We start from the raw sequence: 13,784 nt of genomic DNA on the forward strand, positions 1-13,784 counted from the left end.
TGGGCTGCGTATTTCCAATAGGTCCGCCCTCTTTCCGCAAGCTGAGACAAACCGAATGATTTCTGCCCTCGACCGCCGCCAGTTCCTTCGCGGCGCGGCCCTCGCCGGTGGTGGCGCCGCATTATCAGCCTGGCTGCCTGCCTGGGCGCAGACCATCTCGCCGGGGATGCGACCGACGCTACCGACCGTGTCGGGCGAAGACATCACGCTGACCATCGCCCGGCAGTCGATGAGCATCGACGGGCGCCAGTTCCGCGCAATCGGTCTCAACGGCACGGTCCCCGCCCCGCTGATCCGGCTGCGCGAAGGCCAGCGCGTGCGGCTCAACGTCGTCAATCAACTCGAGGAGGACAGCTCGATCCACTGGCACGGGCTGATCCTGCCGGCCAATATGGACGGCGTGCCGGGCGTGTCTTTTCCGGGCATCAAGCCGGGATCGAACTACCTCTACCAGTTCCCCGTCGTGCAAAGCGGCACCTACTGGTATCACAGCCATTCGGGCCTGCAGGAGCAGGAAGGCCATTACGGCCCGATCATCATCGACCCCGCCGGTGCCGATCCGGTCGCCTATGACCGCGAGCATGTCATCGTGCTCGCCGATCACAGCGCACTCTCGCCGCAGGCGATCTTCCGGCGTCTCAAGGTCAACCCCGGCCATTTCAACTTCCAGCGCCAGACGCTGGCCGGGCTGCTCTCGGGCAAGGACCAGCCACTCAAGGACCGGCTCGACTGGGGCCAGATGCGGATGGACCCCGCCGACATCTCCGATGTCACCGGATCGACCTACACCTATCTCGTCAATGGCCATGGTCCGATGGACAACTGGACCGCGCTCTTCACCCCGGGCGAGCGGGTGCGGCTGCGCGTCATCAATGCGTCGGCGATGACCACCTTCAACGTCCGCGTACCCGGCCTGCCGCTCAGCATCGTCCAGGCCGACGGGCAGAATGTGGTGCCCGTCACCGTCGACGAGTTCCAGATCGGTGTCGCCGAGACCTACGACGTCGTTGTCAGCCCAGGCGAGGACAAGGCCTATACTCTTGTCGGCGAGGCCATCGACCGCTCGGGTATGGCGCGTGCCACGCTCGCGCCGCGCGCCGGCATGGCTGGCGAGGTGCCTCCCTTACGCAAACGGCCGCTCGCCGACATGAAGGACATGGGCATGGACATGTCCTCGATGCCGGGCATGGAAGGCATGGACATGTCGGGCGGCGCTATGCGGGGCGTCGATCCGACGGCCGAGAAGAACGCGTCCGCGCGCCTCGCGACCGGCGCGGCGGCAGCGATGGCGACCATGGACAACAGCGCCATGGCGGGCATGGACCATTCGGGGATGGATCATTCCGCGATGAGCGGGATGGATCATGGATCGATGGCCGGCATGGACCACGGCGCGATGGGCGCCGATGGCCAGATGGCGGGCATGGATCATGGCGGGCACGCGATGGGTTCGATGAAGATGCGCGACTTCTCGAACGCGCCGCAGGTGAAGCGCGATCCGAGCGTCCAGACCATCTCGCCGATGCCCGTCGACCGCACCGGCGAGCCCGGCCAGGGCCTCACCGACGTCGGCCACAAGGTGCTCGTCTACAAGGATCTGATGGCGCTCGAGCGCAATCCAGACGTGCGCGCGCCGAGCCGCAGCATCGACATCCACCTCACCGGCAACATGGAGCGGTTCATGTGGTCGTTCGACGGCGAGAAAATGTCGGACCATCACGAGCCGATCCCGTTCATCGAAGGCGAGCGGGTGCGCGTCAATCTCATCAACGACACGATGATGGGGCATCCGATCCACATCCACGGCCATTTCTTCGAGCTGGTGACCGGGCATGGCGACCATGCGCCGCGCAAGCACACCGTCATCGTCCAGCCCGGCGGCAAGGTGAGCTGGGACTTCACCGCCGACGCGGTCGGGGACTGGGCCTTCCACTGCCATCTCCTCTACCACATGCATGCAGGGATGATGCGGGTCGTGAGCGTGCGTCCGAAGGGAGACGCGCAATGACCCGCATCCTCACGCCGCTGGTGAGCGCGATCGCCCTTCTCGCCGCCGCACCCGCCTTTGCCCAGGATCATTCGATGCACGACATGCCCGGCATGGCGCCGCCGGGCGGGGCGCGGCCGGCGCAGGAGAAAAAGAAGGACAAGGCCGCCGCGCCGCGCCCCAAGCCCACTGCCAGGCCGCGCGCTCAGAAGCCAGCGCCGGACACCATGCCGGCAATGGACCATTCGCAGCACCAGACCACTCCCGCGGCGCAAGCAAATGCGGCCGGTCAGCCGCAATCCACGTCTCCCGCAATGCCGGAGATGCCGGGCATGGACCACTCCCAGCATCAGGACGGCGCGATGCCCGACATGCCCGGGATGGACCATGCGCAGCATGGCCAGACAGCGACGCCGGGAACGCCCGCCATGCCCGGCATGCAAATGACCGGCACCGCACTTCCGGCCGGCAATGCGCCCCCGCCGCCGCCCCCAGGCGACCACTTCGCCGATCGGGATTTTCCCGGCGGCGAGATGGCGCGCTCGCGCGACATCATGATGAAGGACAGCGGCGGCAACAATTTCGGGCAGGTGCTGCTCAACCTGTTCGAGTATCAGGCGCATAGCGGCCGCGATGGCTATCGCTGGGATGGCGAAGGCTTTTACGGCGGCGACATCAACCGCCTCTGGCTCAAGAGCGAGGGCGAAGGCGAGTTCGGCCGCGGCATCGACAGCGCCGAGGTGCAGGTGCTCTACAGCCGGGCCATCGACCCCTATTTCAATCTTCAGGGCGGTATCCGCCAGGACTTCGGCCGCGGGCCCGACCGCACCTACGCGACGATCGGCGTCGAGGGCCTGGCTCCTGGCATGTTCGAGGTCGAAGGCGCGCTGTTCCTCTCGACCAAGGGCGATGTTCTGGGCCGGGTCGAGGGCTATTACGACCAGCGCATCACCCAGCGCCTGATCTTGCAGCCGCGCGCCGAGGTCAATTTCGCCGCGCAGGATATTCCGGAGAACGACATCGGTTCGGGGCTGGTCAACATAGAGCTCGGCGCGCGCCTGCGCTACGAATTCAGCCGCCAGTTCGCACCTTACATCGGCGTTTCCTATCTGCGCAAAGCCGGAGACACGGCGCGGCTGTCGAGGCTTGCGGGCGAGGACGTCCATGCCACCAGCTTCGTCGCCGGCGTTCGCTTCTGGTTTTAGCATCAGGACGGCTGATGGCGGGGGCGAACAAGAGAGCGGGGCGTTACACTCATACCCAGGTCGGCCGGCGCCGAGCGAAGGAGATACGCCATGGACCATTCGTCCCACATGAACACCCGGAAGATGGGTGCCTATTGGAGCCTTGCCGTTCAGACCGTCATCAGCGGCGTCATCATGTATCTGGTGATGTTCGTCATGATCGACGGGCTCGACAGCTTCTACAACAACCTCAACATGCTCTACATGACGCTGATGATGGTCGCACCGATGGTGGTGCTGATGATCCTCGCCATGCGACACATGTTCGTGTCGAAGGCCGCCAACATCGCGCTGATCGCCGCGTCGCTGGTCGCCTTCTTCGGCAGCTTTGCACTCATCCGCACCCAGACCACGATCGGCGACACGGCCTTTCTGCGCTCGATGATCCCGCATCATTCCGGGGCGATCCTGATGTGCCAGGAAGCAAAGCTCAGCGATCCGGAAGTCATCCGGCTTTGCGAAGCGATCAAGCGCTCGCAGCGGCAGGAAATCGACGAGATGAAGGCCATACTCGCGCGGCGCTGAGTGGCACGGTCGGGCTACGCCCGGATACGTGCGCCCGGCCAGGTATGTGAGCCGGCCGATGGTCGACACGAGGCGCGGGGCGGACGAGATTGCCAGGGAGGTGGTGCGGCTTGCGCCGTTGTTCCTGCGACAGGCTGGCGGCCATGTCCTGACGCTGCTCGATCCTGCCGGGATCGTGCTGAGCTATAATGAAGAAGGCGAGCGTGCCGAATGCTGGCCCCTCGATCGCGTCCTGGGACAGCCCCATGACCTGTTCTACCCGCCCGACGAGATTGCGGCCGGCCGCCCGTGCGCAGACCTGGCGGCCGCCCTTCACGAAGGCACGCTGGAGCGCGAAGCGTGGCGGGTCTGCGAGAACGGAGCGGAGTATCTCGCGCGCCTGACGATCAGCGCCCTGTTCGAAGGCGACGCACATCGAGGCTTTGCCTGCATCAGTCGCGATGTCACCGACGAGGCGGCGGTCCGGGCGTCAATCGAGACCCGCGAGCAGCATCTCCAGTCGATCCTGGCGACCGTCCCCGATGCGATGATCATCATCGACGAGACCGGCGACATCACGTCGTTCAGCGCGGCCGCCCAACGCCTGTTCGGCTATTCGGAAACCGAGCTCGTCGGCCGCAACGTCTCCTGCCTGATGCCCCAGCCCGATCGCGACCGGCATGACGAATATATCGCGCATTATCTCCAGACCGGCGAGCGCCGGATCATCGGCCTCGGCCGCGTCGTGGTCGGCCAGCGCCGCGACGGCTCGACCTTCCCGATGCAGCTGTCGGTTGGCGAGGCCGGTGAAGACGGGCAGCGGTTGTTCACCGGCTTCATCCGGGATCTCACCGCCAAGGAGCAGGATGAGCTCAGGCTCAAGGAACTGCAGGCAGAGCTGGTCCATGTCTCCCGGCTGAGCGCGATGGGCACGATGGCCTCGACCCTCGCGCATGAGCTCAACCAGCCGCTTGCCGCGGTCGCGCTCTATCTCGAGACGATCCGCGACATGCTCGACGAGCGGGACGACGAACCCTTCGTGTCGCTACGGTCGGTGATGGATGATGCTGCACAGGAAACGCTGCGGGCCGGCCATATCGTCCGGCGCCTGCGCGATTTCGTCGCCCGCGGCGAGGTCGACAAGAGCCTCCACGATCTGCCGCAGGTTGTCGCCGAGGCGAGCGAGCTCGCGCTGGTCGGTGCACGCGAGCGCGGCATCCGCAGCTTCTTCGCGGTCGATCCCGCCGCGACGCCGGTTCTCGTCGACAGGGTGCAGATCCAGCAGGTGCTGGTCAACCTGATGCGCAACGCCATCGAGGCGATGGCGGCGTGTCCTGTTCGCGACCTCAAGGTAGCGACCAGGTTGCGCCCTGACGGGCTGATCGAGGTGACCGTGGAGGATACCGGCCCCGGCATCGCCGACGAGGTCCGGGAGCAGCTCTTCACGGCGTTCAAGTCGACAAAGGCCGACGGCATGGGCCTCGGCCTTTCGATCTGCCGGACCATCATCGAAGCGCATGGGGGCCGTATCTGGATGGAGCGCCCCGACCGCGGCGGCGCGCGCTTTCATTTTACCTTGATCCATGCGCGGGCGGAGGAGGAACATGGGGGATAGACGCGTCATCCATCTGGTCGACGACGAGGAGAGCATCCGCAAGGCGGCGAGCTTTGCGCTCAAGACCGCGGGCTACGACGTCGTGACCTATGCCTCGGGCGTGGAGTTTCTCAAGGAGGCGAAGTCGGCGGCCGTCGGCTGCGTCATCCTCGACGTGCGCATGCCCGAGATGGACGGTCTCGAGATTCAGGCCGCCATGGCAGCACGCGGGGTCAATATGCCGGTCATCGTCCTGACCGGCCATGGCGACGTGTCGGTTGCGGTGCAGGCCATGAAAGGCGGCGCGGTCGACTTTCTCGAGAAGCCCTTCGAGAAAGCCGCCCTGCTCGGCGCCGTCAGCCGCGCGTTCGCGCGTCTCGACGATGTCGACCTTCGCACTCTGGAAACCTCTGAAGCCGGCGTGCGGGTCGCTGCACTGACGCCCCGGGAGCGTGAAGTGCTGGAAGGGCTGGCGAACGGCCTGCCCAATAAGACGATCGCCTATGACCTGGGCTGTTCATCGCGAACGGTCGAGGTCCATCGCGCGAGCCTGATGGCCAAGCTCGAGGTCCGCAATTTGTCCGAAGCCCTGCGGATCGCCTTTGCCGCGGGCATGGGCCGCAAGCCGAAGTGACTGCGACCTCTACGTAGCGACGGGACGAGGCGCGATATGCGATCGATGGTGCAATCGTCACACGGGTGTCCGCTTCTCGCAATGCCATCGGTCCGTTCCACTCAGCATGATGGCAGATACACCATCCTCGTCTCCGACGACGATCCCGGCGTGCGGCGTGGCCTCCAGCTGCTGCTGAGATCGCGCGGCTATGCCGTGTGGGGATATACGACCGGCCACGCGCTGTTGGCCGACCCCCGCGCGAAGGAGGCAGACTGCGTCATCCTCGACTATCGCATGCCCGACATCGACGGATTCGCGATGCTGCGTCACCTTCGCGAGATCGGATGGTCGGGACGCGCGATCATGATCTCAGGCTTTCATGACACGCTGCTGGCCTCGCGGGCCGCTGAGGCGGGCTTCGATCATGTTCTCGCAAAGCCGCTGATCGGCAGGGCTTTGCTCGAAGCGTTGGACCGGCACCGCATCGAGACGCTTCGAAAGCATTGAATTGTGGCGGCCGGCCCCCGGCAGCCTCAGCCCGGCGCGATGTGGAAAGCCGATCTGCGCCGTCAAAGCCAGTGGCTACGTTTGAACCGGATGTAGAGCCCAATGCAGACCGCAGCGATGACGCCGAGGATGACGAAATATCCCCATTGCGTCTTCAGTTCGGGCATATTCTCGAAATTCATGCCGTAGATTCCGGCAATCGCGGTAGGCACCGCGAGGATCGCAGCCCGGGCGGCAAGCTAACGGGTGATCGCACCTTGGCGCTGCTGTTCGAGCAGGTGACTCGCCTCGAACACCGAGATCAGGATGTCGCGGATGCCGGTGATGGCGCTCTCAACCCTGAGCATGTGATCGTCGAGCTTCGAAATCTGGTGGCCGTTGTCGGCACCTTCCATGGCAAGCGGGTGAAGGCCGTAATTCCCGGCGATGTCGGCAAGTTCTGTTTCGCTGGGCTGGGACATTTTGATCCACACGAAGTCATCCTTGCCGACGTGCTCGCACGCCGGATCGATCAGGGTCGCCGGCCGTAGCCGTTTGCCATTGTGACAAAGAACGGCGGCGGCGACCGGAAGCCGTGTGCCTCGCCTATTGAGACGCGCGCACAAACACTCGTCATTCTTCAAGCCCAATCGCAGGAAGAAGAAGGCGGCGCGCAGCAATTCGAGCGAGAGCTTATAGAAAATGCGGCGGAGCGTTGGGTTTCGCAGAAGGCCGCTCCCGTTCATGACGCGCGTGGCTGGGCGGCGCGCTGCCACATCAAGGGCACGCAGACTGCGAAGGTCTGCGCACCCTTGATTGGCGACCGCGAGGGTTTTCCTCTCTTGCGATGGTACCAAGCGATTGCCCGTGTGGCGCCTCTGCAATCGTGTCGGATGACTATACCTAAGTATCGGATAACGGCGCTGACGACAGGGTTGCCGGGCCCCGGTGAGGCGCGTCGCACCGCGCGGAGACGAAAGCTGGAAGACGGAAAAGCTCAACTGTCGAAAGCGACCGAGCGCGCGAGCGCTTCCTGGGACTGCAGAAAGGCGAGCCGCGATTGCAGCGCCGCCTGGACAACGCCGAAAGCGTCACCCCCCAGAGTCACGCGCAGCGGCGGATGGTCGCTGGTTGCGACATCAACGATCGCTTGCGCGATCTTTTGCGGGTCGAGCGTGTAGAGCTCGTTTCCGGCGGTCTCGAACATCTTGCGGATATGGCCGGCGGGCGTATCGCGATACGCGGCGATCTCGCTGGCGAATTGCAGATTGTGGCTGAAGCTGGTGCGCGCCCCGCCCGGCTCGATCAGTGTCACGAACAGGTTGAAGGGTTCAAGCTCCTGGCGGAGGCATTCGCTGAAGCCCTCCAGGCCCCATTTGGCCACATGATAGAGACTGCTCGTCGGAAGCGAGCCCTGACCACTAGCGCTGGAGATCTGGATGATCCGGCCGCTCCCGCGCAGCCGCATGGCGGGGACAAAGGCGCGGGTGATGTGGATGGGCGCCATGAGATTGAGCGCGATCTGGCCTTCGACCTCGGCGTCCGACATCTCTTCGGTGGCGCCGATCACGCCGCCGCCGGCGTTGTTGACCAGAATATCGACGGGTCGACGCGCCTGCGCCCGGGCCACGACCGCAGCAATATCGTCCTTGACCGTGACGTCGAGCGCTTCGACGCGCAGCTGGCTCGGATATTTCGCCGCGAGATCATCGAGGCTTTCGGGCTTGCGGGCCGTCGCGGTAAGGTCGTCGCCAGCGGCCAGGATCAGTTCGGCCAGATGGCGGCCGATGCCGCTGGACGCGCCCGTGAGAAACCAGTGATTGGACATATGTTACTCCATATATTACCAACTGGTAGGTAACTTGAAACCTGGAATGCGTCAATGCTTGGAGGTGTGATGAAGCAACGAACCCGGCGGAATGCCGCACAGAGCCGCGAGACGCTCCTGGCTGCAGCGACCGAGGAGTTCGCGTCCCATGGGCTGGCGGGCGCGCGGATCGACCGGATTGCGCAGGCGGCGGGTATCAGCAAGCCGATGCTCTACACCTATTTCGGGGACAAGGAGGCGCTCTTCGATGCCGCGCTGACGCAGGAAGTGATGGACGCGGCGCAGGCCGATCGCTTCGATCCCAATGATCTTGAGGGTTATGCGGGGCGCACCTATGACTTGCTGGTCGAACGCCCGCGCCTGTGGAGGCTGCTGACCTGGCATCATTTGGAGCGTGGCCAGGATGTTCTGATGCTCCCGGCCGGCGAGGTCCTTCTCGGGGAGAAGCTGGACGGGATCGCAGCGGCGCAGGCCGAGGGGCGGATCGTCGCCGACTTCACGCCCCTGGATGTCGTCCGGCTTGTCGCCGCCCTCACCCAGCTCTGGTGCATGACCGGAGCTGCACGCGACGCTGCCGAGCACGCGGCGCGCCGGGCGACGATCATGCGGGCGGTGGGGCGACTGCTGCGCGTGTGATCGTGCGAGGCGCGAGCTGCACGCCCGCGCGCCGACCGGGACACAGCAAGCATTTTTCGCAACCTGCCGTACTGCCCACCGGCAAAATCAGGGCGGCTCATGCACAAGCCGGCCCGTCGGCTCCGCGGATGCGATCGACGTTCGAGGACTGCGCCGCCACTGCCGAACCGGATTGGATCATCGCCAAGTGACCCAGTGGCTGCGCGACGATCTCAGGTCGCCGGACTCGTCGCACGACGTTTCGTCAGGAGTCGTTTCATCTGCCTCAAAAGGCGAACCTGCGGCTCAATCCGGAAGAAGGCGCGACACATCCAGGAAACGAGGATCAAATGCGGTCCGCATCGGTATTACTTTCCCTGGCGCGTGCAAGCTCAGCAAAGGACTAATGTTCCCGGAGCATCTCTAGCGCTATACCTAGGTATATCACGCCGACACCAATAACATGTGATCATGCCGCTTCGCATTCTTGCCGGCCAAATGTCCCGATCATCAAATCGAAGCGTGCGAGGCTGTATTACGATATGATATTCTAACTTCTATCTCAGCAGCTTTGCAAATGAGCGCTCGCAAAAATATCTCTTCAGTCATGAGGGTTCGACGTCTGGCGTGCGTATTATAGCTATATCTATATCTAAATTTCACGAGAATAAGGTATTGGAAAAACAGGAAAAATACTGTTGACCTGTATATACAACTGATGTTGTCTGTGGCTGTTCTAAAACGTCAGGGGGATTGCACATGACCATCAGGATGGCCCTGCTCGGCAGCGCCGCCATCGTCGCGGGCTACGCCGCGCCGGCTCTCGCTCAGGCCGATCCGACACCGCAGCCAAAAGCACAAGTCCTGGGGGATGACAGCGACATCGTCGTTACCGGCTCACGAATCCGTCGGCAGGATCTGGCCGGGGTTGGACCGGTCACCGTGGTCACCGCCGAGCAGATCCAAAATACCGGCATCGTCAATATCGAAACCGCCTTGCAGCGTTTGCCGGCCAATGCCGGCTTCGCGGGCAACCAGACATCGGCCTACTGGACCAACAACGGTTATGGCACTGCTCAGGTCAATCTGCGCGGCCTCGGCATCAAGCGCACACTCGTGCTCCTCAACGGCCGACGCCTCGTCGCGGGCGGCACCGGCGCCAATTCCTCACCCGATCTCAACATGATCCCGGTCGTGGCGCTGGCACGCACCGATGTCCTCAAGGATGGCGCGTCCGCTATCTACGGGGCCGATGCCATGGCCGGCGTGGTCAACCTTGTCACGCGCACCGATTATGAAGGCCTGGGTCTCAGCGTCCGACAAGGCATTACCGAGCGCGGCGACGGCTCCGATCTCACCGCGGACCTACTTTGGGGCATTCGCAACGATCGTGGCGGGTTCATGGCAGCAGTCACCTACCAGAAGACCAGCGCCGTCAACATGGCCTCGCGTGCGCCCTGCTCGCTCGCTGAAACGACGCCGGGCTCGCTGAGCTGCGTCAACAGCGCCTCGACGATCGGCGGACGCGCGGTGCTGCCCAACGGCCAACAGATCAACTTCAACCAGGTACCCGGAGGGAACGGGAACTTCTACGAGCCTTACAGTCCCGCCAAGCACAACTTCAACTCGAACCCGTTTCTCAATGCGGTCAGCCCAGTCGAGCGCGTCAGCACGGCCTTCTTCGCGGACTATGCGCTGACCGACGGTATCCAGGCGTTCGGCGAGTTCCTCTATACGTTCCGCAAGTCGAATCAGATCGCGACACCCGGCACGCTGCGCAATCTCTCGATACCAGCCAGCAATCCGACCAATCCGACCGGCCAGAACCTGGTCCTGGCCCAGCGCCGCCTCGCCGAACCCGGCGCGCGCCACTTCTTCCAGGAGACCGATACCTGGCAAGGCACCTTCGGGCTGCGCGGCAAGCTGGCGAACGACTGGGCCTGGGAAGTCGCGGGCAGCTTCGGGCGTAACACGGCCGTCGACGGCTCGACCAACATCGCCAATCTCGAGCGCGTCGCGAACACGCTCGACAGGAGCAAATGCTCCAGCACGGCGGGCGCGGCCATCCCCTGCGGTGACTATCTTGGGTTCGGAGACCTGACACCTCAGGTTCTGGATTATATTCTGTTCACCTCGCGCGATCGCGGAGGCAACGAACTCGGCACGGTCACGGCTGACCTCAACGGCGATCTCTTCTCCCTTCCAGCCGGCGCGGTGTCCTTCGCCACCGGCGTGGTCTATCGGCGCGAAAAAGGCTGGCGCGATCCCGACCCGTTGACGGTGCTCGGCGTGGCGAACGTCAATCAGCAGGATCCTATTTCGGGCTCGAGCACCGCCAAGGAAGCCTATCTCGAGCTATCGGTGCCGGTGCTTGCCAACACAGCTTTCGCCAAGGCGCTCACGCTCGATGGCGCAGTCCGCTACTCAGACTATAATCTCTTCGGGAGCGACTGGAATTACAAGCTCAGTGCCGACTGGGTAGTCAATGACAGCATCCGTCTGCGCGGCACTTATGGGACGGGCTTTCGCATTCCCAACGTGCCGGAGCTTTTCGGCGGCGTCTCGGAAGGCAATCTGACCACGACCGATCCCTGCTCGCGCTACACCTCCAGCGGCAACGTGACCTTGATCGCCAATTGTCAGGCGTCCGGTGTGCCGGCCAACTATACGCAGCTCGGCACCACGATCCTCACCACAGTGGGCGGTAACCAGAGCCTTCGGCCCGAAAGCTCCACGACCTGGACCGTTGGTACGGTGATATCGCCGCGCGGCATCATCCCAGGGTTGTCGCTGACGGCAGACTGGTTCGACATCAAGATCAAGGACGCGATCCGGGCCATTCCCGGCTCGACCAAGCTCGCAGTCTGCTATGCGAGCCAGAACCTGTCGCACCCGTTCTGCAGCGACTTTACGCGCAGCGCGCTGACCGGCGAGGTCACTTACCTCTCCGCCCAGCCCATCAACACCGGCCGCGAGGAGATGAATGGTCTCGATCTGGGTCTGGTGTACAGTGGTGCGGTGGGCGAGGTGAAGATCTCCTTGGATCTCAACATGACCTATCTCAACAAATATGTCGTAAACCCCTTCCCCGGCGGCGCGCCGATCTATTTCGACGGGTTTATCGGGGGCGGCAATGGCGGCTATCCGAAATGGCGTGGTTATGGCGTGCTGACGGCGGAAAAGGACGGCATCAGCGCGACCTGGTCGACACAATGGATCGGCAAGGCGACCGACTTCAACGCATCGGCCGGCGACATCGGCTACCGCACGCCGAACGTCTTCTACCACAATCTTCAGCTTGCCTTCGCGATCGACGAGAAGACACGTTTCCAGATCGGGGCCGATAATCTGTTCGACCGCAAGGCGCCCTATATCCAGAGCTTCACCGATGCCAACACCGACACGATGACCTATGATCTGCTCGGACGGCGCTTCTACGCCGGCTTCCGAACCGCGTTCTGAAGGGCAGCACATGGCAATTCGCTGGCCTTTGGTCATCCGCCGGACGCACAAGTGGCTGGCCCTGATCGTCGGCGTCCAGGTTCTGCTCTGGACGCTGACCGGCTTCTATATGGTGGCCGTCCATATCGACATCATCCATGGCGACGATCTGGTCCGCCCACCGGTCGTCGCCCCCATCGACCTTGCGAGCTTCGTCCCGCCGGCGCGGATTGTTCAATCGGCTCCCGACGCGTCCGAGATCCGCCTGCAACGGTTCATGGATCAGCCCGTCTGGCGCGCGCAAACCTCGGGTGGTCCAAGACTCTTCGATGCAGGTTCGGGACAGCCCATCCCCGATTTGAGCGAGGCACAAATCCGCGCCGCCGCTCGGCGCATCTACAGCGGCACCGGGGACATCGTCGCAGCCCGGCTGCTGACGACGGCGCCACTGGAAATGCAGGCGCGCAAGCCTCCCTATTGGCAGGTCGAATTCGATGCCTGGAACCGGCCAACCCTGTATCTCTCTCCGCAGACCGGTGAGCTGATCTCGCGCCGCCATGCGCTGTGGCGCGTGTTCGATTTCGCGTGGATGCTGCACATCATGGACTATGACGATCGCTCCGACGTCAACAATCCGCTGCTGCGCGTGGCGACCTGGAGTGCCCTTGCCATGGCGCTGGCCGGGGCTTGGCTGCTGCTTTGGTCGTTCCCGCGGCGCAGGAAGAAGAAGGCATGAAGAAAATCCGGTTCACCCCGCTCTTTTTTCGGCGCATCCACAAATGGGTCGGCCTGATCCTGGGCGTGCAGTTTCTCCTTTGGGCTCTGAGCGGCTCGATGATGGCCTTGCTCGATCAGGAGAAGGTCGGCGGACACAGTGCGCAGGCCAGCCATCAGCACGCCCTACCTGCCGGTGACTATATTGCGCCGGCAAAGCTCGCTCTTGATGGTCCCGTGCTCGGCATCGCCTTGCGGTCCCTTGCCACACGCCCCGTCTACGAGCTTCGATCCACCACGGGCACGCGGCTAATCGACGCGACGAGCGGCGCCCCGGTTCGGGTCGACGAGCAGGTCGCGCGCGACGTCGCGACGATGGTGAATGAAGCACCGATCCGCAAGGCAACGTTGCTCGCCGAACCGAATGTGGAAGCGCGCGAGCACGAAGGCACCATGTGGCGACTGGATTTCGCGGACGCAGAGAACAGCAGCGCCTACATCTCCGCCGACACCGGCCGATTCCTGGTCATGCGCGGCGACACATGGCGCACCTGGGATTTCTTCTGGATGCTCCACAATATGGACTATGTGAACCGCACCAGCTTCAATCACCCGCTGATCGTCTTCGTTGCGTTCGGTACTTTGTGGCTGTCGGGGACGGGCTTCTACCTGCTGTTTAAGAGCTTCAGTCGCGCCGACGTGCGATGGTTGCGGCGCAGGCGCAAATCGGCCGTCAAGTTGGGCGCGGGCTGATC

General features: G+C 63.6%; 11 protein-coding genes and 1 pseudogene. 10 read left to right on the forward strand and 2 right to left on the reverse strand.

All coding sequences use genetic code 11. The features are described from left to right. Window positions 1-55: 55 nt before the first annotated feature. From XM50_RS03465 to XM50_RS03490, 6 genes are all read left to right on the forward strand, one after another. On the forward strand, window positions 56-2,008 hold the full coding sequence (locus tag XM50_RS03465; RefSeq protein ID WP_015449251.1) for a copper resistance system multicopper oxidase: 1,953 nt from the start codon (window positions 56-58) through the stop codon (window positions 2,006-2,008). After that, window positions 2,005-3,192 (forward strand): copper resistance protein B, encoded by a 1,188-nt coding sequence (locus XM50_RS03470; protein ID WP_015449252.1) that lies wholly within the window; start codon window positions 2,005-2,007, stop codon window positions 3,190-3,192. Before XM50_RS03465 ends, XM50_RS03470 begins: the two co-directional genes overlap by 4 nt. A gap of 90 nt (window positions 3,193-3,282) precedes the next feature. Next, entirely contained in the window at window positions 3,283-3,756 is a 474-nt protein-coding gene (locus XM50_RS03475) for a DUF305 domain-containing protein (protein WP_015449253.1), read from the forward strand. 58 nt (window positions 3,757-3,814) lie between these two features. Continuing rightward, window positions 3,815-5,350 carry a PAS domain-containing sensor histidine kinase gene (locus XM50_RS03480; RefSeq protein WP_030089528.1) on the forward strand — a complete coding sequence of 512 codons (1,536 nt, stop codon included), beginning with the start codon at window positions 3,815-3,817 and terminating at the stop codon, window positions 5,348-5,350. Next, window positions 5,340-5,963: a response regulator transcription factor gene (locus tag XM50_RS03485; protein ID WP_015449255.1), complete on the forward strand. Its 624-nt coding sequence runs from the start codon at window positions 5,340-5,342 to the stop codon at window positions 5,961-5,963. Before XM50_RS03480 ends, XM50_RS03485 begins: the two co-directional genes overlap by 11 nt. Window positions 5,964-6,044: 81 nt before the next feature. After that, window positions 6,045-6,452: a response regulator gene (locus XM50_RS03490; RefSeq protein ID WP_016743851.1), complete on the forward strand. Its 408-nt coding sequence runs from the start codon at window positions 6,045-6,047 to the stop codon at window positions 6,450-6,452. 62 nt (window positions 6,453-6,514) lie between these two features. Here the strand turns inward: XM50_RS03490 and XM50_RS21110 are convergent. Together XM50_RS21110 and XM50_RS03500 are read right to left on the reverse strand one after the other, a co-directional pair. Then, window positions 6,515-6,817, reverse strand: a pseudogene (locus tag XM50_RS21110) (CorA family divalent cation transporter); the annotation flags it as partial. Window positions 6,818-7,428: 611 nt separating this feature from the next. Next, window positions 7,429-8,259, reverse strand: coding sequence for an SDR family oxidoreductase (locus tag XM50_RS03500; RefSeq protein WP_037479754.1), 831 nt, complete (start codon window positions 8,257-8,259; stop codon window positions 7,429-7,431). A gap of 69 nt (window positions 8,260-8,328) precedes the next feature. On the opposite strand from XM50_RS03500, the gene XM50_RS03505 reads away from it, so the two are divergent. The 4 genes from XM50_RS03505 to XM50_RS03520 all read left to right on the forward strand — a co-directional run bounded on the left by XM50_RS03505 (window position 8,329) and on the right by XM50_RS03520 (window position 13,782). Continuing rightward, window positions 8,329-8,895: a TetR family transcriptional regulator gene (locus XM50_RS03505; protein WP_015449258.1), complete on the forward strand. Its 567-nt coding sequence runs from the start codon at window positions 8,329-8,331 to the stop codon at window positions 8,893-8,895. Between the two features lie 738 nt (window positions 8,896-9,633). Further along, window positions 9,634-12,336 carry a TonB-dependent receptor domain-containing protein gene (locus XM50_RS03510; RefSeq protein ID WP_046407421.1) on the forward strand — a complete coding sequence of 901 codons (2,703 nt, stop codon included), beginning with the start codon at window positions 9,634-9,636 and terminating at the stop codon, window positions 12,334-12,336. A 10-nt stretch (window positions 12,337-12,346) separates the two neighbouring features. Next, entirely contained in the window at window positions 12,347-13,051 is a 705-nt protein-coding gene (locus XM50_RS03515) for a PepSY domain-containing protein (RefSeq protein WP_015449260.1), read from the forward strand. Beyond that, the gene (locus tag XM50_RS03520; protein WP_004213137.1) at window positions 13,048-13,782 is read left to right on the forward strand and encodes a PepSY domain-containing protein; all 735 of its coding nucleotides are present in this window, start codon (window positions 13,048-13,050) and stop codon (window positions 13,780-13,782) included. Before XM50_RS03515 ends, XM50_RS03520 begins: the two co-directional genes overlap by 4 nt. Window positions 13,783-13,784: the final 2 nt, after the last annotated feature.

It is taken from the genome of Sphingomonas sp. Ag1, from assembly GCF_000980895.1.
Classification (GTDB): domain Bacteria; phylum Pseudomonadota; class Alphaproteobacteria; order Sphingomonadales; family Sphingomonadaceae; genus Sphingomonas; species Sphingomonas panaciterrae.